This window comes from Novacetimonas hansenii (assembly GCF_014843995.1).
In the GTDB taxonomy this organism is placed as follows: domain Bacteria; phylum Pseudomonadota; class Alphaproteobacteria; order Acetobacterales; family Acetobacteraceae; genus Novacetimonas; species Novacetimonas hansenii.
On the sequence record NZ_CP062147.1, the window covers coordinates 2,957,778 to 2,979,869 of the forward strand.

Annotated in this window: 14 protein-coding genes and 1 tRNA gene; 2 read left to right on the forward strand and 13 right to left on the reverse strand. The window is 60.2% G+C overall.

All coding sequences use genetic code 11. The features are described from left to right. Nucleotides 1-9: 9 nt before the first annotated feature. From IFJ82_RS12895 to IFJ82_RS12955, 12 genes are all read right to left on the reverse strand, one after another. Complete coding sequence (locus IFJ82_RS12895; protein WP_003617984.1) at nt 10-528, reverse strand: cupin domain-containing protein; 519 nt, start codon at nt 526-528, stop codon at nt 10-12. 452 nt (nt 529-980) lie between these two features. Continuing rightward, nucleotides 981-1,625 carry a hypothetical protein gene (locus IFJ82_RS12900; protein WP_062809806.1) on the reverse strand — a complete coding sequence of 215 codons (645 nt, stop codon included), beginning with the start codon at nt 1,623-1,625 and terminating at the stop codon, nt 981-983. A 71-nt stretch (nt 1,626-1,696) separates the two neighbouring features. After that, nucleotides 1,697-3,925 carry a beta-glucosidase family protein gene (locus IFJ82_RS12905; RefSeq protein WP_192264843.1) on the reverse strand — a complete coding sequence of 743 codons (2,229 nt, stop codon included), beginning with the start codon at nt 3,923-3,925 and terminating at the stop codon, nt 1,697-1,699. A 659-nt stretch (nt 3,926-4,584) separates the two neighbouring features. Further along, nucleotides 4,585-4,734, reverse strand: coding sequence for a hypothetical protein (locus tag IFJ82_RS12910; protein WP_192264844.1), 150 nt, complete (start codon nt 4,732-4,734; stop codon nt 4,585-4,587). Nucleotides 4,735-4,790: 56 nt separating this feature from the next. Then, nucleotides 4,791-5,261 carry a cellulose synthase operon protein D gene (locus IFJ82_RS12915; protein WP_003617981.1) on the reverse strand — a complete coding sequence of 157 codons (471 nt, stop codon included), beginning with the start codon at nt 5,259-5,261 and terminating at the stop codon, nt 4,791-4,793. Then, on the reverse strand, nt 5,261-9,169 hold the full coding sequence (locus IFJ82_RS12920) for a cellulose biosynthesis protein BcsC (protein ID WP_064478851.1): 3,909 nt from the start codon (nt 9,167-9,169) through the stop codon (nt 5,261-5,263). Before IFJ82_RS12920 ends, IFJ82_RS12915 begins: the two co-directional genes overlap by 1 nt. Further along, nucleotides 9,166-13,767, reverse strand: coding sequence for a UDP-forming cellulose synthase catalytic subunit (gene bcsA / locus IFJ82_RS15770; protein WP_225578668.1), 4,602 nt, complete (start codon nt 13,765-13,767; stop codon nt 9,166-9,168). Before bcsA ends, IFJ82_RS12920 begins: the two co-directional genes overlap by 4 nt. A gap of 275 nt (nt 13,768-14,042) precedes the next feature. Next, nucleotides 14,043-15,104, reverse strand: a complete 1,062-nt coding sequence (locus IFJ82_RS12935) for a hypothetical protein (RefSeq protein WP_192264846.1) — start codon at nt 15,102-15,104, stop codon at nt 14,043-14,045. Continuing rightward, nucleotides 15,101-16,186, reverse strand: a complete 1,086-nt coding sequence (locus IFJ82_RS12940) for a glycosyl hydrolase family 8 (protein WP_040511559.1) — start codon at nt 16,184-16,186, stop codon at nt 15,101-15,103. Before IFJ82_RS12940 ends, IFJ82_RS12935 begins: the two co-directional genes overlap by 4 nt. Nucleotides 16,187-16,730: 544 nt before the next feature. Continuing rightward, nucleotides 16,731-17,225 (reverse strand): RrF2 family transcriptional regulator, encoded by a 495-nt coding sequence (locus tag IFJ82_RS12945; RefSeq protein ID WP_062808635.1) that lies wholly within the window; start codon nt 17,223-17,225, stop codon nt 16,731-16,733. Between the two features lie 476 nt (nt 17,226-17,701). After that, nucleotides 17,702-17,777, reverse strand: a tRNA-Glu gene (locus IFJ82_RS12950). A 112-nt stretch (nt 17,778-17,889) separates the two neighbouring features. Then, nucleotides 17,890-18,255, reverse strand: coding sequence for a hypothetical protein (locus IFJ82_RS12955; RefSeq protein ID WP_040511556.1), 366 nt, complete (start codon nt 18,253-18,255; stop codon nt 17,890-17,892). 48 nt (nt 18,256-18,303) lie between these two features. On the opposite strand from IFJ82_RS12955, the gene IFJ82_RS12960 reads away from it, so the two are divergent. Then, nucleotides 18,304-19,275 carry an RluA family pseudouridine synthase gene (locus tag IFJ82_RS12960; protein ID WP_062808634.1) on the forward strand — a complete coding sequence of 324 codons (972 nt, stop codon included), beginning with the start codon at nt 18,304-18,306 and terminating at the stop codon, nt 19,273-19,275. Nucleotides 19,276-19,529: 254 nt separating this feature from the next. Beyond that, nucleotides 19,530-20,429 carry an RNA polymerase sigma factor RpoH gene (rpoH, locus tag IFJ82_RS12965; protein ID WP_003617968.1) on the forward strand — a complete coding sequence of 300 codons (900 nt, stop codon included), beginning with the start codon at nt 19,530-19,532 and terminating at the stop codon, nt 20,427-20,429. 331 nt (nt 20,430-20,760) lie between these two features. Here the strand turns inward: rpoH and IFJ82_RS12970 are convergent, their stop codons facing one another. Continuing rightward, on the reverse strand, nt 20,761-22,050 hold the full coding sequence (locus IFJ82_RS12970; protein WP_003617967.1) for an adenylosuccinate synthase: 1,290 nt from the start codon (nt 22,048-22,050) through the stop codon (nt 20,761-20,763). Between the last annotated feature and the right edge of the window lie 42 nt (nt 22,051-22,092).

The window sequence follows — 22,092 nt, forward strand, 5'->3', positions numbered from 1 at the left end:
TGTCCTCCATCACGCCAGGCCTGTCGGTATTTCTGTCTGGGTCTGTTCCTGCGTGCCTGCCGGGGACCAGCCGGGCGGGGCCAGTTCGAATGTGTCGAACAGGAAGGCGGGCGCAACGATGCACGCCACAAGCGACCATTTCCCCATGCCCTGGGCGGCCTGCCATGCCCCGGCGGGTACCACGGCCTGCAACACCTCGCCCGCATCGGGACACGGGCCAAGGGTTATGGCCTGTTCGGCCTGCCCCGCGCCCACAATACGCAGACATAACGGGCCGCCCGCCTGCCAGCACCAGATTTCCGCCGCATCGACACGATGCCAGTGCGAACGCTCCCCTTGCTCCAGCAGGAATTCGATCGTGCTGACACTGCCGCGCCCCCCATCGGCGCGTGTCTCGCGCCAGATTTCACGGTAACTGCCACCTTCGGGATGGGGGGCAAGCGACAGGGCGGCACGAACCCTCGCCGCATCCAGCCCCGGGTCACGCAGGTCCAGCGCGCTGCGATCCGTGGGGGATTTTTCGGTCATGGGGCACCTCATTTGCCTGGCTGGGTACGGGCCTGCCGCACGACAGGCAATGCGCCACCGTGCCCGACCCCGCGACAGGCGGCAAGGCGGTGTCCGCGCTGCCCCCTGTCAAAATGTTCAGGGAAAAAGCCGCGTCAGGTTCTTTCTGCCTTCAGGCTTTTTACATTGATGTCTGCGTTAAAATGCCGTTTGCAACGACCCATCAGGAAAAATAGAGTAAATATCCGCCACCCCATCCCAAAATAAATGAAGTATTTTCAATATAATTTAAAATAAACAGATAACATAACTTAGAGACTTATTAAAAATTCAGACCCAATAGCATCCTGAAATTATAAAGGTTTTTGGTGAAGCTTTTTCCAAAAAGCTTCAGAAGACGCCGCCTTTTTGAAAAAAGTCCGCACCCAAAAACTTTCACTATTTTTATCAATGATTTGTTTTCAAACAGCTACCTATAATGGTGGCGTGAATTCCATGATCGCGCCTGTATAGGTCTCCACAACCTCGCTGAATGCAGCGCCATCATGACGTGACAGGACCGCGCGATTGCGCAGGACCTCAGCCGGCACCGCGATCATGCCCGATGATGCAGGGGGGATGGCGTGCGCTTCCCACCCTGTGGGCAGAGGCGACCATAGCAATGAGGATTCCAGCGTGCGCCGCGTAAAACCAAGTTCAGCAACCACATGGCCGAACGGCACATCCGTCTGATCCAGCCGTGCATTCATCGCCGGGGTCAGGCGCGCGGGCACATACCAGTTGTCAGCCAGAGAAAGCACATGCGCACCGCACAACAGCGCCACGCGACGATGGCGAACCGGTTCATCCACACCCACGCCAAGGTCGGCGCGCACCTGCGCCGGTATGCTGGCCGGTGCCACAGGCAGACGCCGCGCCAGCACACGCGCGGGCGCGGCCATGCCATGGCGGGCGCACCAATCCTCCAGCGTGACAGTCGCACTTGGCTGCGTCAGCAATGCCACCTGCAGGGTACGGATTTCAGCCTGCATGCGCATCCGTACCATGGGCGTATCAGGCCAGCCGGACGCCATGGCCATGCCCTCCCCTCCCGACATCAGCGCCGTAAGCAGGACCATGACCGACACCGAGGCACGACACAAGCGACCGCGATGCCAGCCAGTTTTCGGGGCACCCACCCACGCCATACTCAGGGGGCCATGTTCCGGCCGGCAAGGTGGAACGTCACCTGCTGCGACTCATCCACGGCAGACGACCCCAGCCAGATGCGATATTCCCCCGATGGCACGTTCCAGCGGTCATGCTTCTCATCGAAATGCGCCAGCACGCGTGGTTCCAGCACCACCGACAGTTCACGGCTTTCACCAGGCGCAAGCGTCACACGCTGCCATCCTGCAAGGCGACGCCCCCCGCCATCGGGCAGGCGGACATAAAGCTGCGGCACATCCACCCCCACGCGCGTGCCCGTATTGCGCACCGTAAAGGTGGCGACGACATCGTCCCCATGATGCGCGACACGCAGGCCATCATGGGCAAAAGTGGTGTAGGTCAGGCCATGGCCAAACGCAAAGAGCGGCGTCGCATGCGTATGGTCGAACCAGCGATAGCCAACCTCGCTGCCTTCGTCATAGACAAGTTCCTGATCGGTATGGAACTGCATTTCAAACACACTGTTGGCCGTGACACCTGCAATATCAGGGTGGGCCAATTGGACGGGCGATGCGGGGAATGTCATCGGCAGACGACCCGACGGGGCCACCTTGCCATACAGCAGGCGTGCAATCGCGGCGCCACCGCCCGAACCGGGATACCATGCCTCCATCACCGCACCGACATTGTCCAGCCAGGGCATCATGACCGGGTTCCCCGTTTCCATCACGACAACCGTACGCGGATTGGCGCGCGCGACCGCCGCCACCAACGCGTCCTGATTGCCATCCAGCGTCATGGCATTGGCGGTATCCATGCCTTCATAGGAAAACTGCGTCACGAACACGACCGCAACATCCGCCCTGCGCGCTGCATCCGCCGCGCGCGCGATGTCCGCGCCAGAGGTATAGGTCAGGCGCGCCGACGGTGCTTCCGCCTGCATCATGCGATATGGCGAAGACGGGAAATATACCGGGTCGCCGGGCCAGTCCTTCTTGCCCGGTCCCTTGACCACGCCAATCGCGGGCGCGCCGATCGGATCGACCTGGCTGGACCCCCCGCCCGAAATCACGCCCACATCGGCATGCCCGCCAATCACGGCGACATGCGCCGTGGGCGACAGCGGCAGCAGGTTCCCACTGTTCTTCAGCAGCACCGCGCCTTCTTCCTCATCACGCTGCGCGGTAAGGGTATCGGTCACGACGTCCAGCGGCTGCATGACCGGCGGATGGTCCACCAGCCCCACATCATACATGGAGCGGACAATACGCTGCGCCATGTCATCCACCCGGCTGGTGGGGACGCGCCCCTCCTTGACATCACGCGCCAGGATCTCGCGGAAAAAGGGGCGGGCATCGGCATCGTCCCCCGATGATTCCTGATCCAGCCCCGCCAGAGCGGATCGGGCGGACGAATGGGTCGCCCCCCAGTCGGACATGACAAAGCCGGGATATTTCCAGTCCTGCTTCAGCACCTTTGTCAGCAGATAGGGATTTTCGCAGGCATAGATGTCGTTGACGCGGTTGTACGAACACATCACCGACCCGGGATGCCCGACCTCCATCGCAATTTCAAATCCCAAAAGGTCGCTTTCGCGCATCGCCGCAGTATCGATATCCGCACTCATGGTCATGCGCGATGTCTCAAGATCGTTCATCGCGAAATGCTTCAACGTCGAAATCACATGTTGCGACTGGATACCGGCGATGGTGGCCCCAACCACCCGCCCCGTCAGCAAAGGGTCCTCGCCCGCATATTCGAAATTGCGTCCCCCGCGCGGGTCACGCGTCAGGTCGGCGCCACCGGCCAGCAGCACATTGAACCCCTGCCGCCAGGCCTCGCCGCCGATCATCGCCCCACCCTGCCGCGCCATGTCCGGGTCCCATGTGCTGGCCGTTGCAAGGCCGGACGGCAGGCCGACCGCCTGTCCGTGCGGGCGCACATGCGACGGGTTACGCAGGCCAAGGCCCGCATCACTGATCTGTAACGGCGGCAGCCCGGCCGGCGTCTTCAGATATGCCGCCGACCCCAGGCCGCCAGGCGGGATCGGCGCATTGCCCATCGTGCCCCCCCCATCAATGGTGAAAACCATCGACAGCTTGTCCTGAAGCGTCATGTGCGACAGCAGATCGCGCGCCCGGCTGTCCGCCGTGGTGGCCATGGTGGCCGGGGCATCCTGTCCCTCGCGGGCCTGCGCGCCGGGCGACAGAGCAACGATCCCGCCAAACGCCACGGCAGACAGCAACATCAGTTTACGAGACATCATCATGCGTCGATCATCCTCCTCATACATGGCCACAACCAGAAGAAGCTGACGTCACCAATCGGCATGCCACCCCCATTTCGCCCCAAGGATGAACCCCATCCCGCCAGAACGGCATGACATATCGCAATGTCGGCCAAGAAAACCTGATGACAGGCAGCACATGATGCCAAAAGGCACCACACACAAACAACCTGTTGATAAAAATAAAAACTTTTGGCGCCGTTGTCAGAAAAAATAACGTCTTTCGAGGATTTCTGAAAAAATATTCACCAGAACCATATGCTGATTGTCAGATCATCAAGCAGGAATGACCTTTGGGAAACAATATTTTTTGCAGAATAACTATCTCTATTTGAAAACAGATCATTGATAAATAGAAGAAAAGTTTTTGGATGCCGCCTTTTTTCAAAAAGGCAGTGCCTTCCGAAGCTTTTTAGAAAAAGCTTCACCAAAAACCTTTATAATTTCAGTATGTTATCGATCCTGACTTTTCAAACAGTCTCTTCAACATCAGAACCGGCAACCCACTAAAAATAAATGTTTTTGTGAATCCTGATCCAGGCAAGCGATCGTATTTTCAAGACACACAAGATAACGACCGAAGATTTTTTCGTCTTTTATCAATGGCTTGTGTTCAAAAAATCGCTTAAAACCTTCCATTCTCAAACACTATTTTGAGGTGTTGCCAGCCCATGTGGCTCCCCCCACATCCCGCCAGACAGCAAAAAGCCCGACCACCCCGAAACGGAATGGCCGGGCCGCCATGCCCGGCTGCCTGCCGTCGTGCCGGACGCCATCGCATCATCCGGCATCGCCGACGGCGACCTGCCTGAAAAACAGCGGCGGACCAGACCGCCGTTGTCCTGCCTCAGGTCGCGGAACTGCGCACGCGCATGTACATGATGATGGTCTGACGCGGAACAGCATTCAGATCCTCGGCGTCCACATCGCGTGTAACGACATAATCACCAAACGCACCCGCCTGCGACGTCACCCAGCGGCCATACAGCCCCTCCAGCACCGGAGCCAGCCACGTACCCGAAGGTTCGCCCGCGCTGCCAACCTGCGGCAGGTTTTCATGCACGATGCGCAGGGACTGGTCCTCGCTGAGGAGTTCGAGCGTCACGGTGCCCCAGCCGATCAGGGCCAGAAGCGCGTTCAGTTCGATCTGCAGCTTGTCCACGGTCTGGCACGGCGGCGGCATGATGCGCGTGCCCATGCCCCGTCCGACCTCACGCAGGAGCTCGTTCCTGACCTCGATCCCGACCTGATCATCAATTTCCCATGACAGGGTCTGAAGAAACAGGGTGAAATCCGGTTTTTTCTCAAAAATTGTCATTACTGGTCCATAATAAGATAGTGAGCCGAGATCATGGCGCCGCCCTCATCCCAGTTTCCAGCCTTCTGGAAACGACCGGACAGATCAAGGCGCAGCGAATGGCTGACGCGATAACCCACCCTGCCATCGAAACCACCAACAAGGCTACCGACATCATCGCCGGGATACCTGGCCGATTCCAAGGATAGTTCAGCAGTAGATACACCCGCCAGCCCGTTCGCAAGGGCCTGATACACAGGATTGGTCGGGAAGAAGGCCGAACTGTGTTCATGAAACAACTGATAACCGATGGACCCGGTGACATCCCAGTCAAACAGGCCACTATGCCCGGAATACCGGACGGGCACCGTTGCCGCAAAATAGGACTGCGGCGAGAAGTAGCCACCCTGCCCGTAAGTATAGAAGTCCTCGTTATGCTTATAGCCGAAATAGGTCAGGTTCACACCGACACGCACTTCGTGCTTGCGGTTGCGATAAACCAGGGTATTCGCCCCCAGCCCGCCTTCCACTTCGGTATTGCTCTGGACATGATGGCCGGTCTGGATGGCATAACCACCACCACCATACACAATGGTATTGCCCAGCGTGGCCTCGACCTGTCCATGGAAGTGGTTGGTGACAACACCGCCCCACTTCTTGCCGGTCAGGGCATCGGTCATCCCGCCATAGGACAGGACGCTGTTGGTAATGGAGCGGCGTTCCCCACTGACACGGAAGGTCACAGGCCCGACACGCGGGGCGAATTCAACACCACCGATCACGTTCGGCAGCGTAAAGCCCAGAGGCGAGGCACCGACATCGGCACTGACCCAGTTATTGGCAAAGCGGACATCAGGCGCCACACCTGCCTCGCGCCCGATCGTATCGGTATTGATGCGATGTTCCGCGCTGTTGTTCTGGTTCTGCAGGTTCCGTTCCAGCGCGAACAGGTTGGTGCCGAAACGCGGTATATCATACCCGGTCTGCGGCAGGTGCCCCGACGTCAGGAAGGTTGGCGTGGCCGTGAATGTCAGCGCCGAAGTACCAGCCTGCAGCGGGATGCGCCCGACGATCGGCACGGATGCCTCGGTCAACGCGCCCATGCCCGGAGTGCCGGAACGGACACGGAAGCCAAGGCCGGCATCAACAGACGGCGCCATGTCTTCGGACAGGGTATGGATCTGCCCGTTGATGGAGGACAGCATCTGGTCCGAAATCTCGGGCACGCTTCCTGCCGTGCTGTACCCGTTCTCACCCGGGGGCGCACCCAGCGACAGCGCATGCCCGTATGCATCGCGACGGAACGGATTGGCCGTCGGCGGCGCGGTCGCCTGCGTTTCATCACCGCCGATGGCATCACCCCGACTGATCTTGAGCTGCTGCAGGCGCAATTCATACGCCCGGCGCAGGTCAGCAAGCGTCCGGTCGCCATGGCCCACAGCGCGGTCCGCCACCGCCATGCCAAGCCAGCTGCGCGCATCCATCGGCGACTGCTGGACCCCATCTTGCGCCAGTTGCATGGCCAGGTTGTCCTTGCCGTCATTCGCCGCGGCCTGCACGGCGGCCTGCCGCGCATCAAGGTCCTGCGGATTATGCCGAAGAACAGCAAGGTCGATGTCCAGCGCGTGCCCATACTTGCCACGCCCGTTATACAGTCGCGCCAACGCAAGCTTGGGGGATGTCGCCTCTGGATCGGCCTGCAACGCGGGCGCAAGGTGATCATACGCCGCCGCCTGATCGCCACGCTGGTTCAGCAGGTCCGACTGTGCCACCGAAATGCCCATGCGCAACTGCATCAGCGTCTGCCGCTGATCCGGCGACATCGCGGAACCGGTTGCGGTCCCGCTGCCATCGCCCAACGGTGCAAGCAGGCGCGCTGCGGCAACGGGATTGCTGATCTTCATATATTCGGTGGCATAGGCCAGCCGCTGTTCGGTCGTCAGGTCAATATTGCGCGTGGAGGCGATGCGCAGCGCCATATGCGCATGCAGCATGTCACCACGCTGCCGGAACAGGTCGGCCACCGCCACACCACGCGCGCCCGTCGGGTCCGGCGCGGCCAGAGCCTCGCGCACAAGCGGCGTGGGATTCGAAACCATCGAAAGGCGGCTGGCCAGATCGGCCTTGATCGCCATTTCATCGGCAATGGTGCGGATGGCCGGGGAATAATCATCCGGCGACAGTCCCGCAAGCAAACGGCGCGCCAGCGTATCATTGCCATTGCCGGACGCATACAGGATCGCCGCCTGATAATCGGCCGGCGTACGCGGGCTGGTCAAAAGCGGACGCATGACATTGGCCGCTTCCGCGCTGTCACCTTGCTGTTGCAGCGCATTGGCAAGGTTGATGCGCAACCACGGGTCATCCGGGGCCTTGGTCATGGCCTGCCGCAGAAGGCTGACCTTCTGCGCTGAATCCGACGTGCGGGCGGCTTCGGCCATGATGCCCGAAACCTCGATCTGCTGCACCTGATCGCTATAGCGACCACCAAGGCGCGACAGCAGGGCGTTCGCTTCGTTCTCCTGGCCTTCCCCCATCAGCACACGGGCCAGTCCCATCAGTGCGATGGGATTGTCACCATTGCGCGCCAGAATCGCCCGGTAATTGCGCTCGGCCTCGCCGGTCTGGCCCGTGCTGCGCTGCAAATCCGCCAGCATAAGGGTCGCGCCCTCGGACTGTCCGGGCTGACGCGCCAGCGTCATCAGGCGCTGTTCGGCTTCCTGTGTCTGTCCACTGGCGATCAGGCGACGGACGCTGCCATATTCCTCGCCCACGGCCATGCCAGCCAGTGCCGGACGCCAGTGCGCCGCATTCTTGGGATCAGCCGCGATCGCATCTTCGAGGTAACGATGCGCTTCCTCGTTATGGCCCGCGCGCATGGCGACAAGGCCAAGGCCGCCCAGGGCATCGCCGTCCTTGGCATTCAGGTTCAGTGCGCTCTGGAACGCGGCCTGGGCTGCGGACAGACGTCCGGCGTTCAACGCCTTGAACCCGTCCTGCCGCGCCAGCGCGCCTTTATCCGGCGGCCCGCCTGCCGGTTCTGCCATATGGGTCCGCAATGCGCTGTCGGATGGATGTGCATCCAGCCATTTCTGCATCAACGGCAGTGTTTCGGGTGTAACCGGTAACCATGACAGCGTCTGGCGATATGATTTTTCCGCCGTCGCAGCCTCCACCGGGGCGGAAGACTGGTACTTCTGGAGCGCCTGAAGCCGCTGCAGCCCCTCCATCCGGGTGCCGGGCTGATAGGTCAGGACCTGCGCAAGCGCCAGTTGCGCCCGGAAATCGGAAGGATTGGCCTTGACCAGACGGATCAGCCCATCCTGTGCCGTGCCGGCCTGCCCCGAGACGCCAGCCAGCGTCTGGTAATATTCAACCGCGAGCGAGGGCGTGGGCGTCGAACCGTTGAACAGGTGCTGGTACGCTTCCACCGCCTGATCGCTGTGCCCGGATGCAGCAAGCGAGCGCGCATGCGCAAGGTCCGGCTGGGAAATCGCCTGTTCATGCAGCAGGTCGTTCAACTGGCTTTCATACGTGCTGCCAGGTGCAGCCTGATGCAGGCGACGCTGCGTATCAAGGGCGGCATCACGATTGCCGATATGCGACTGATATTCGCCCTCGGCCTCCAGCAGATCAACGGAATCCGGTGCAAGTCGCGCAGCACTCTGCAGGGACTGGCGCGCATTTTCATACTGGTGCTGCTGCATCCAGAAACGGGCCTGCTGCACCAGCCGCTGCACCACCGCGGCCTGCCCACTCTGGGCGGGGGCAACGGTGGCTGCCTGCATCATGGTGGTGCTGCTGGCCGGGGCCTGCGCCTCTGCCGCCTGCTGTGCCCGTGCGCCGTTCGCCTGCAGCAACAGACCTGCGACGCAGGTCGTTGCGAGAAGACCGGCGGACAGGGACGAAGCATATCGTTTATGGGTCACGACTTGCGCCTCTCATCCTCAAGCTGCTTGAAACGCCGGGTCGCATGCCGCGCCAGAGCCCGTGCAAGAACACTGACGATCAGAATACATCCCAACAGGCCGACAAGCAGCACACGAACCGGTCTGTTGTGCATATACCAGTCCGGCCACAGCCAGAGCGGCAGGGTGCCGATCGTATAGACCGGCGAAGTGCGGTACGAAGACAGGTCCTCGCCATGGGCAACAACCAGGTCCCCCTGGATATTCGCCTGCTTCTTGCGCTCCCCCAACATCTGAAGGAGGTTGTTCAGCCCCGCACCGTCAGACGACAGCAGCGCCAGAACGGTGCGGCCCGCCGTCAGGGGGGATTCCGCCTCGATCATCGCGCCGACACCACCCGTCAGGGGGGTATCGACATCCTGCGGCTTGCTGTCACGGTCGCGGAAAGCCGTCAGCGGATCGTCGACCGCCTTGATCGCGTTATCCAGCGCGGACGCATGCGACACCGTGCGCAAATGACCATCCGCCACTTCGTAGGATGAACGTGACAGCAGCGGCGCGATCTCGCCACTTGTCGCCAGCGTCGAAATCACCAGCAGGTTACGGTCCGCAACGTCACTGACATGATCGGCCGACACAATGTCCACGCCCGCAACCGGATACCACGTCGCCGCGCCCATGAACCCCATCAGGTCAAGATAGGCGCCAACAGTCGCGGCATTCGGGTGTTCAGGCAGAACAACCGCCGTCTGCGACAGATCGGCATAGGTGGTGAAAGGAAAACCGACCGTCGCCATATAGGCAAGGTTGGGCATCTGGGCGATGTGATGGGCACGGGAAAAATCAATGGTGGAATCCGGGTCAAGTCCAAGATGGAACGCATTGTTTGCCGCGCCACTTTGACAGATTCCGCGCGCAAGGGGCATCGCGTCAAAGTAGAAGTTCAACTGATCCTGCCCGAACACGGTCCACGGCGGTACGTCGAGATCATGCACCTGCATGCCGCTTGCAGGGCGGGCAAGGCCGACACCCTGCAAAACCGCGCCAATCAGGCCATGCGTTTCGCGCAGCGGATAGGAATGCAGGTAAACCTCGTTGATCCCGACATCGAGACGTGACTTTTCGACATCCTTCGCCTCCCCCGCGGGGGAACGGAAACGTACCTGCATCTTGTACGGGCGGTTACGCCACGTATAAAGATCGGGCGGAATGCGGAACGGAACCGACAGCACACCGGACGTAAAGCCGGTTCCCTGTAGCTTGCTTGCCGTTACAAGGTCGCCAAAGCGCACCGGATGGTCCATCGCGATAAAAGATGGCGCGTCATTGGGCTTGCGCGGGGCGATATCGACCGGCGCGACATCCATATGGCTGTCGGTCGGCAGGGGAGCAGACGCGAAGGCGATGCCCTTGCTCGCGGTAATGACCTCATCACGGTCACGCCCCGTCACCACCAGGATCGTGGCGTTTGCATCCGACGGGTTCGGCAGTTCCAGAACCGCCGGGCCATTGACCTGCGGCCGCCCGAGGCTGGTCGGCAGTTCATCGGCCACGCCGATCAGGATGGCGTTGCCACTCTGTGGGATGGTGGACGACACCGGGAACGTCACGCCGAGGAAGTCCGTCTGCTTGCCAAACCACGAAGCGAGAATCCCCGCGGACTTGAGTATCTGCGGGTCATAAGTCTGCGCCAGCACCATCGGGACCGTAACATGCTGGCGCACGTTCTTGTCATAGAAGGGCTGCGGCAGACGTGACAGCAGGCGACGCGGCGGCAGCGCGATTGTCGTGATCTGAAGCTGCGAGTTCTGCGAGATCGTGGCCCACAGCGTATCGTTCGTGATATCCGAACATCCCTTCGACCCGGAGGCGAAGTTGAAGTTCAGACGGTTTCCGCTGACGAAGAAGATCGGGTTGATCTCGAACGACATGGGGCCGAATGTCGGGTGCGCCGGGTCGGGACGCAACGTGCCGATATACTGCTCGTTCAGCGTCATTGTGACCGAATTGGTTTCCGGACGCAGGTTGGGCGACATCGAACCCGACAGCACAAGGCGCGCAGACGTCACAAGCTGGTCAGAGGGAATCCCGAACTCGATCCCCTGCAACGGGGCAAGGCCACGCATCGTGATGGACCCTGCGGCGCCAAGATCCTTGAGGGTATAATTATGGACAGTCGCCGTATCGGACGTATTTTCCGCATTTTCCACCAGCGCATCGGCACTGTCGGCCGCCAGGGGCTGGCCCGTGGGGCTGCCGGGTCCATTGGCGCCGGCATCGCCCGAACCCGCCTGCGCCGCGCCGTTGGTGGCGGGCAGAAGCGCGGGCAACGGCGGCAGGTCAGAGGCTTCGGGCTGATGGGCCGGGGCCTTCGCCGCGACGGCCCTGGGCGCTGACGCTGCCTGTGCCGAGGAGGCAAATGTCAGCAGCGCCAGAAGCGAAACCATTTTCACGGTTCCCTTCAGCACACGCTCCTTGCGTGACGGGTTGTTCGTATCGTCAGACAGGGCATTGCCAGCCGAAGGCTTGGTTGGGGAACTGCGATGGACGATATCGCCACTTGAACGGAACAGGCCCTTGACGCTGAGAACCATGTCCATGAGGCTGAGCAGCGGGCGGTCGGCCTTGTAATTGCCCCAGTCAACCCATGCGTCGGCACGGCCGAACACCAGGCGGATAACCGAGAATTCCTGCTGCAGGTTATCAATCGTCCAGATGAAGATCCCCCGCCCGTTGCCAGCACGGATGATCCTGGCGGGCAGGATCAGTTCCTCCCCGTCAAGGACAGTACGGATATAAACCGGCGTCGGCCCCGACAGCTTCGCAGGCCATGACATCTTTACCGCGGCCCCACCCATGGACAGGTCCTCGGTCACGCCCGTCACGATGATGGACCCATCGGCATTCGCCACTTCCACCGGGATGGTTGCGGGGATGCGATGGCTGTTGCGTTTCTGCTGTGTTTCACGCCCCACGGCGATGGCCGCAAGGATGATGATGAGGCTGAGCATTGCCCAGGCGGAGTTCAGCAGGTAGGCGCGTTCGGCGATCTGGTCGAGATGGCCGAAAGACAGTTCATAGACACCACGCGCCAGGCCGCCGAACATGATCAGGCCAAGGATGATGTTCGGATAGACGGCGCCAAGGTCGAAATAACCTTTTTCAAGCAACCCGCCCTTGTCCGTCACGTTGAACTTCCCACGTGAAGGGCTGAGCAGGGTGACAATCGTCACGCGCACCAGGAACAGCGCCATCGTGGTTTCATAGACCTCACTCCAGAAGGAGTAGCGCCAGCCCTTGTTGATCTTCGACGCCGTGCCGACGGCGTGGAACATGTGCGGGATGGCATAGGCCAGCAGCGCGAGCGGCGACGCGGCAATGATGTTCTGCCCAAAGAACAGGAACGCCAGCGGGGAGCTCAGGAAGATGACGCGCGGGACAGCGAACAGGAACGACGTCATGGCCGACAGGTAACAAAGCCGCTGCCCCCATGACAGGCCACGCCCGAACAGAGGATTGTCGATGCGGAAGATCTGCAGCATCCCACGCGCCCAGCGCACGCGCTGTCCGATATGCAGGATCAGGCGTTCCGTCGCGAGACCACCGGCAAGCGGGATGCGCAGATAGGCCGTGGACCAGCCCAGACGCTGCATCTTGAGTGCGGTATGCGCGTCTTCGGTCACGGTCTGGGTCGCAAAGCCGCCGATCTGCTCAATCGCCGTGCGACGCAGGATTGCACATGACCCGCAAAAGAAGGTCGCATCCCAGAAATCGTTGCCATCCTGCACCACGCCATAAAACAGGTTGCCTTCGGGCGGGGTACGATAACCAGCCGACAGGTTCCGCTGGAACGGGTCGGGGGAATAGAAGTGATGCGGGGTCTGCATCAGCGCGATCTTCGGGTCTTCGACCATCCAGCCCATTGTCAACTGCAGGAAGGCGCGGGTCGGGACGTGGTCGCAGTCAAAGATCAGGATGTAATCACCATCGGTATGACCAATGGCATAGTTAAGATTACCGGCCTTTGCATGTTCGTTCGTCGGGCGGGCGATATAATTCGCGCCACATTCAGCGGCAAAGGCGGCGAATTCAGGACGACGGCCGTCATCAAGGATATGAACCCGCACCTTTTCCGGTGGCCAGTCAATCCCCAGTGATCCCAGCACCGTCAGGCGGACAATGCTCAGTTCTTCGTTATAGGTCGGGACGAAGATATCGACCGTAGGCCATTCGTCAGGGTTCGGCGGCAGCGGCAGAGGCGCACGATGCAGTGGCGCGATCGTCTGGAAATAGCTGAGGAACAGCATCATCAGGGCGTAAAGTTCCGCCACCAGAAGCATTGTCCCAAGCAGACCCTGCAACCATGTATCGAATGAAAGCGTTTCCGTCAGGCGCCATGTCAGATAGCGCAGCGAAACCAGCCCTGACAGCACTTCAAGGAAAATCTGGGACCGACGGCTGGGCTTATGACCGACAATAAAAAAGATCACGACACATACAAATGCCACAATCAACTGCTGTTCTGGCGGCAGGGTCACGGACGTAGCCGCAATCAGCGCACACAGGCCAAAAACACCAATAATCAGCCCAGCACCGCGAATGGAAAGAATTTTCCCCATCCACTGTGACATTCCTGACTCTGACTGCGTTGACGACCGAACCTCTGGCATAAACAACTCGTCCGAAATGCTGTAAAACAGAAAAATTACGTCAAAAAAACCTGACCCCGACCATCTGCGGTCACATCGGGGCAAAGCGGGCCCGCCTGGGCTGCGAAAACATCACCCAGGCCAAAGACGGAATAGATCGCCGAGCCAGTGCAGCGTGTCCGCCCCTGCCCCCGCCATTTCACCAGGCGGGACACAGGGACAGGCGGTCGCCTGAATATAGGGCCTTAGGATTCTTCTTCGTTTTCACGACGACGCAACAGCGCCTCCCGCAGCGAAGGACGGGGGCTGAGGAGTTCCGTCGCACGACCACCCAGCGTCATGAACACTTCGGCCATTGTGGGCGACCCATCAGGCGAGGCGACGGGGCTGCCGGGACGAGAAGCCTGAGAGGAATTCGTGTCTGTCTTGGTCATGCTGGTCATCCTGGAAACATTAGAACGAACTGATCGCGTGGACGCCACGGGAAAGAACTTCTTTTCATCACGGGTGTCGCGCATCCCCTGAAAGAAAAAGCTCAGATCGCCGGGACGCGGACGCTCCCGCGGGCTGAGGCGTGCCTTCGGAACAGGACTCCATTCATCGGCAACACCCCTGTCCACCGGACGCTCACTTATGGACGATGCTGATGTGCGGGGGAAAGCGTTCATTGAACGCGAAGGTACACGTGACGGGGTTACCCCCTCCTGCACCGTGCGGACCTGCGGGCGGGAAAAGGGTTCCACCATACGGGTGTTCGGCCCCGTCACGCGCGCCTGCGGCGCAGGCGTAACCGGTGCGGGATCAGGTGGAACGGGTGCTGCCGCGACGTTCGCATACGGCACGGATGCCGGGTCCGGAGCCGCGGGAGGAGCCTGCTCCGCAATCGGGGGCACAGGCGCAGGGGGAACCGGCGCCGCCTGCACGGGGGCTTCCTGAACGGGGGGCTCTGCCGGCACGTCAGCAGCCGGGGGTTCATACGTGACCGGAGCGCTGACCACGACAGGCGGCGGGGGCGCGGTTTCCGTCACGATGGCGGGCGGCTCAGGAACGACTGGCGGCGGTGGCGGTGCGACCGCGATTTGTGGCGCGGGAGTGATCTGCTCCTCAACCGCCGTGTCATGCTCCGCCTGATCGAAGTGCCTTTCAACAGCCTCGGGCACGCCTGTCACATCAAAGGAACGGTCAACAAACGGCCGGTAGGAATACTGCCCACCTTCGACACCAAAAGAACGCAGGACCCGCTGAAAATCCTGCGGACTTCCAGCCTGCCCTCCCCCAGCCACCTCATCAGACCCTGAAGCACTCACTTTATAGTCTCCTCCGCCCGCGCGATGTAAACGAGCAGCGTCAACGCTGCGGAATAATAATCGGGCGCATGATCCAGTGTCGGGAGTTCCCCGGCAGAATCAAGCCCCGTGCATTCGGCAACAGCAAGATATCCAGGCGGGGCGTTGTACGGCGAACGCGCCCCTGTTGTCAGATCAACCCATCCCGGCAGGGCATTAGCCCCGAAATTATTCCAGAATCGGGTGAAATCAGCCAACACGTTCGGCGCCAGCATATGCGCCCAATAAAAATAAAGCGGCACCCGAATCGCATCATAGGAAAAGCGCGGCGGCCATCCCGATGCGATCGACAGCGCACCGGTGGCGCGATTCACCGCCAGCCAGTCGGGGGGCAGGCGCCACTGCCCGAAACGCCCGGCGGAAACAAGGCGAATCCCGTCTTCCATCACCTGACGCCAGCGCGGGTCGGCCGTAAGGTCGAACGCCTGCAGCAGCGAGGGCATCACGTAATAGGACAGGTTGAGGATCACGCTGTCCTTCTTGGTAAAACCGACAGCACCGGGCATGAGGACGACATACGGTCCCGCCTTCATCGTCATCAGGTTCAGCACATCGCCATAAATGGCCATGGCGTCCTGAATGTAATCGGGGCGCTGGAAACGCTTGCCCGCACGACCAAGCGCAAGCGCGATCAGCAGGTCGCCATCTGTGGCATTGTTCTTGTCGGGCACCGGGGGCTGATGCCCCTTGAGGAACCGCCAGGAAAACAGCTTGTCATTGGTATGCTGCAGGTTGGTGCGCGCCCACATCCACATCGACTGGAACGACGCAAGGTCCCCCGCCGACGCGGCAAAGAGCATGCCATAGCCCTGCCCCTCACTATGGGATTCGCCACCATTGCCCGTATCCACGACACGTCCGCTGGGACGAAGATACTTGGCGCGGAAGATGGCCCATTGCTGCGCCACCGCATCGGGGGCGGGGTCTGCGAACGCACCGGTGGATGAAAGCACCTGCGCCCCTCCCATCGCCGCCATGACCGACATAAAGGAACGTCGCCCGACCCCGCTTGCGGTCGGAGAATTGTTTTCTTCAGTCATCATGGAAATCAACTGCATCAGATCTTACATATCCCCAAAGACGCGAACTCAAAGCACGATACGACACAAACCGGAACCAGATGCGGCGCAATTCCCGAAACACATCCCCGACCGTAAATTTACTTGGGATATAGTCCGCGCCGCGTCACGATCATAATCATCACCCCGCCCTTGGCAAACAATGGCAAAGCCCGTGCCACGATACGACCTGGGGGCAGTTGTAATTTTATCACAAGCCCCAACATCGACATCCCGGCACCATGCCGGAACCCACACCGGGAACCTTCCCTTGCCAGGACAGGCACCACCTGATCAAACCAGACGCCACCACACCCGAAAGCTTAAGCAGGTGTAATAATCTTCTTACGTTCAAAGGGAATTGGAAACCCGAAAGATATTTAAAATTTCAATCCGGGTTGACATAGATCAATGACACTTCCCAAACCGCAAATGATTGCATGGGAATTCTGCATTATATTTACATCTTTACGCGCCAGAAGTGAGAATAACAGCCCCGAACCACGAAAAGAAGCAAGTAAAGCGCAGATTATCCCGCACCGCCCGATTGCGGAAGCTGATCGTTCAGGGCAGCTTCGTCAACGATGAACAGGCGACGCATCATGTCGTCACGCGCGGACATCTTGAGGATATCCGCAAGCGTCCAGCGGTCCAGCACTTCCATGAATGCATCAAGCGCAGTGCCCAAAACGAAATAGAACTGGCAGAACCCGCTCAGCACACAATCCTCGGCCTCGGCCTTGGGCCGCATGCACGAGACCAGTTGCCGCTCCTCTTCTGTCAGGCGCACGACGGCGCCGATGCGGATATCCTCGGCGGCCTGACCCAGCTCTATCCCGCCGCCACGGCCACGGACCGTGCGAATCAGCCCGGCACGCCCAAGCTTGTGGACAACCTTGACCATATGGGTTTCCGACACCCTGTTGGCCTGCGCCACCTCACGTATCGACACGCGCGTCTCTGGACGCAACGCAACGTAAAGCAGAACCCGGAGGGCATAATCGGTATGCAGGGTCAAACGCATCTAATCTGTTCGCATCTTCCGAAATGAAGGCGGGACATCGCCATACGGCGTCATGGGTGGCCGCATTCCGCCTTGGAACTTAAAAAACAATAATATTCCATATCCTACAAAAAAAGCCCCTGCTATATTTATATATAAGATTTATTATATTATCACATATATTATGACAAATCTGTAATGTTGTCACAACATCCGGTGCTGGCGCATCTGGCAGGGCCAGTCCTCACCATATCCGAAGCAGCATTCGTACCTTCGGATACATGGGTCATGCCAATGCCGACCGGATACGGATTCATGACGCCATGCCCCGTATTTCCGGCCTTATACGACCACAGGGCAGCGCACGGCATTATTTATGAAGAGCAGGGAAAGGCCAGAGAGTGTCGCTAAGGCAATGACCAGATATTTCTGGCAAGGCTGGGACAGTTTATTTTCAGACATTACACTGAATTCCACAAAAACCATTGCAGAAACAGTGGCGTCCCGTACGGGATTCGAACCCGTGTTGCCGCCGTGAGAGGGCGGTGTCCTAGGCCTCTAGACGAACGGGACAAGGCCGAAGGCGCTTCTAGAGGATTGCGTCAGCCGACACAAGCGGACGAATCCCCCAAAATGCGATCTGTGTGATTTTTCTTTCACACCGGATCATTTCCCCGATGTGTTGTCAGGGCGAAACCTGCAACCGCCCGATAATGCGATTATGCGCAAGATCCCAGATGATGACACGATCCGCGCCCCCACCCGTCAACGCCACCGCCAACGCCATGTCCGCCTGCCGTGCAATGGAGGTGACATGCGTGCCTGCCGGTTCATCCAGCACCAGCCGCCCCAGATCCTGCGGCAGCACGGCCATGGTGGTTGTCACAGGCGCAGTGACTGCGGCGGGGGCCGGAATGGTGGCCGGGGCGGTGGCGCGGGGATGCGATATCCGATGCACCAGAACCCCCACCAGAACCAGCGATCCCACCGCCAGCACAATCCCCATGCCGATCACCGCGGCAAGCAATGCGCGCGATCCCTGTTTTTCCATCGTGTGCTTTCCGTTTCCGAACGCGAGTTTTTCCATTAATGGACGCCCATGACCCAAGACATCCAGCCTGAACCCGTCATTGCCACCGTCGGGGATGCAGGGCAACGCACCGACCGCTTTATGGCCGACACGATTGGCACGCTGTCACGTTCGCGCATCAAGGCGCTGATGGAGGCCGGACACCTGCTGCGCGATGGTGTGGTACTGCGCGATCCGGCCGATCCGGTGCGGGCGGGCATGCGATATGAACTGCGCGTGCCGGCCGCCGCCCCGGCAACGCCGCAGGGACAGGATATCGCGCTCGATGTCCTGTTTGAGGATCGCGACCTGATCGTCCTCGACAAACCCGCCGGACTGGTTGTGCATCCCGCACCGGGCAATGAGGACGGAACACTGGTCAATGCGTTGCTGGGCCATTGTGGCGACAGCCTGACAGGCATTGGCGGGGAACGCCGTCCGGGCATCGTGCATCGGCTGGACAAGGACACATCAGGCGTGATGGTGGCGGCCAAGACGGAACTGGCGCATCATGCGCTGTCCGCCGCTTTTGCCAGCCGTGACATCGAACGTGCCTATCAGGCGGTATGCTGGGGCGTCCTCGCGCCCACCACCGGGTCATTCGATGGGGCGATCGGACGCGACCGGCGCGAGCGCAAGCGTATGGCCGTCATCAGTAATGGCGGGGGCAAGCATGCCCTGACACATTACCGCACGCTCGATACCTTTCACGGCAGCCTCAGCCATGTGGAATGCAAGCTTGCGACCGGGCGCACGCACCAGATCCGGGTGCATTTCGCCCATGCGGGACATGCCCTGGTGGGGGACCCGACCTATCTGCGCCGCATCCCGGCCGCCGCGCGTGGGCTGCCTGCCGATGCCCGGGCCACGGCGCTCGACTTTCCGCGTCAGGCGCTGCATGCCGCACGCCTTGGTTTCGTCCATCCCCGCACGGGCGCGCATCTTCTGTTCGAGACGCCGCCCCCCCGCGATTTCCAGGACCTGCTTGCCGCGATTGGCTGATATTAAGGCGGTTTAATGCGCGTTTCCTTGACGCACGGGGGAATGGACAGTATCGCTTGAGGATGTTCGCCGGGGCCGACGCCCCCAGGCTAACTGGACGTCCCGCACGATATCGCCCATTCCGGGGATGTCCTGTGGGGACGACAACAAGTCCAGTCGTGCGTCTCTCGGAAAACGGCTGCAACCCGTTGGTCGCCTGCTCGTTACAGACTGACCCGCCAGCTTGTTTATCCGGACACAGGAGTCCGATTCTGATGGCCTCTTCTTCCGCAATTCTATCCGGCCCCGAAAACAACCTGTCCAAATATCTTCGGGATATCCGCAAATTTCCGATGCTCTCCCCAGAGGAAGAGCTGAAACTGTCGCGCCTGTGGAAGGAAAAGGGCGACACGGAAGCAGCACATAAACTGGTCACGTCCCACCTGCGCCTCGTGGCGAAGATCGCGATGGGCTATCGCGGTTATGGCCTGCCGGTGGGGGAACTGATCAGCGAAGGCAATATCGGTATGATGCAGGCCGTGCGCCGTTTCGACCCCGAACGTGGTTTTCGCCTGGCGACATATGCCATGTGGTGGATCCGCGCCGCAATTCAAGAATATATCCTGCACAGTTGGTCGCTGGTGAAAATCGGTACCACTGCGGCGCAGAAAAAGCTGTTCTTCAACCTGCGTCGCCTGAAGGGGCAGATGCAGGCCATCGACGATGGCGACCTGCAACCTGAACAGGTGGACAAGATCGCAAAGTCGCTGGGTGTCCCGGAACAGGATGTCGTCAACATGAACCGGCGCCTGTCCGCACCGGATCACAGCCTGAACGCCCCCCTGCGCACCGATAGCGAAGGGGAATGGCAGGACTGGCTGGTGGACGACCACGACAACCAGGAACAGACCCTTGCCGAAAACGAGGAATATTCCGGGCGCAAGGCGCTGCTGGCAAATGCGATGCAGTCCCTGAATGAACGTGAACGCCATATCCTGACGGAACGCCGCCTGAAGGATGACCCGGCGACACTCGAAGACCTGTCGCATGTCTACAACATCTCGCGCGAGCGGGTGCGCCAGATCGAAGTCCGCGCCTTTGAAAAGGTGCAGAACGCGATGAAAGCCGAAGTGACAGCCCGGCGTGAGGAACATGAAAAAGCCCACAAGGGCTGAATAATGCTGGCGGGATAATGAAAAACGGCCCGGAAGAGCGATCTTCCGGGCCGTTTTATTATACACAGGTTATTAGAGACTGTTTAAAACGTCAGGCGCGATAACATCCTGAAATCATAAAAGTTTTTGGTGAAGCTTTTTCCCAAAAAGCTTCAGAAGACGCCGCCTTTTTCGATCAGAAGGCGGCACCCAAAAACTGTTCTTTTTTATCAATGACTTATTTTCAAACACTCTCTTATACGCAAAGGTCTTGGCGGCAGGTGCCTTCAACACGCAGCCCGGATACCGCCTTTTGGCAAAGGCGGTATCTGCAAGCTTTTATCCTGCTTGCTCAATCCTCGAACGGGTCACGCATCAGGATTGTGTCGTCACGTTCCGGGCTGGTGGACAGCAAGGTGACGGGCGCCTCCACCAGTTCCTCGATCCTGCGGACATACTTGATCGCCTGCGCGGGCAGGTCTGCCCATGAACGCGCGCCATGCGTGGTGCCTTCCCAGCCTTCCATCGTCTCGAACACCGGACGGATACGCGACTGCGCGCCCGGGGCGGACGGGAAATGCGTGGTTTTCACACCATCGAGTTCATAGCCGACACAGATGCTGATTTCCTTAAGGCCATCAAGCACGTCAAGCTTCGTCAATGCCAGCCCGTTTACGCCGCCGACACGCACGGCACGGCGCACCAGCACGGCATCGAACCAGCCGCAACGGCGGGGACGACCGGTCACGGTACCGAATTCATGTCCGCGCTGACCCAGCGTACGGCCCATTTCATCATGCAGTTCGCTCGGGAACGGTCCCTCGCCCACACGGGTGGTATAGGCCTTGGCAATCCCCAGCACGAAACCGATGCTGGTCGGGCTGACGCCGCTGCCGGTGCCTGCATTGGCCGCAACGGTGTTGGAACTGGTGACATATGGATAGGTGCCGTGGTCAACATCAAGCATGACCGCCTGCGCGCCTTCAAACAGGATACGCGACCCGGCACGGCGGCTGTCGTCAAGCAGATCCCACACGGGGGCCATGAACGGCAGCACGCGCGGCGCGATACCGGTCAGGAACGCCATCAGCTCTTCCTTGGTAAAGGTCGCAGCCCCCAGCCCACGCAGCAGCGTGTTATGATGCAACAGCAGTTCGTCAAGCTTCCAGTCCAGGGTTTCCGGCTCCGCCAGGTCACACAGACGGATTGCGCGACGCGCCACCTTGTCCTCATATGCGGGGCCGATGCCACGGCCGGTGGTGCCGATCTTACGCTCACCGCGCGCGGCCTCACGCGCACGGTCAAGCGCACCATGCACCGGCAGGATCAGAGGCGCATTTTCCGCGATCTTCAGCGTATCAGGCGTGACCTTCAGGCCCTGCGCCGTAACGCGGTCGATTTCCTTGAGCAATGCTTCGGGATCGACGACGACACCATTGCCGATCACGCCGGTCTTGCCACGCACCAGCCCGGAGGGCAGCAGCGACAGCTTGTAGGTCTGATCCCCCACCACCAGCGTATGCCCGGCATTATGGCCACCCTGGAACCGCACGACAATGTCCGCGCGACTGGCGAGCCAGTCAACGATCTTTCCCTTGCCCTCGTCACCCCACTGGGTGCCGATAACGGTGACGTTGGACATGTACTGCTCCTCGCTCTGCTTCTCTGACGATCCGGATGCGCA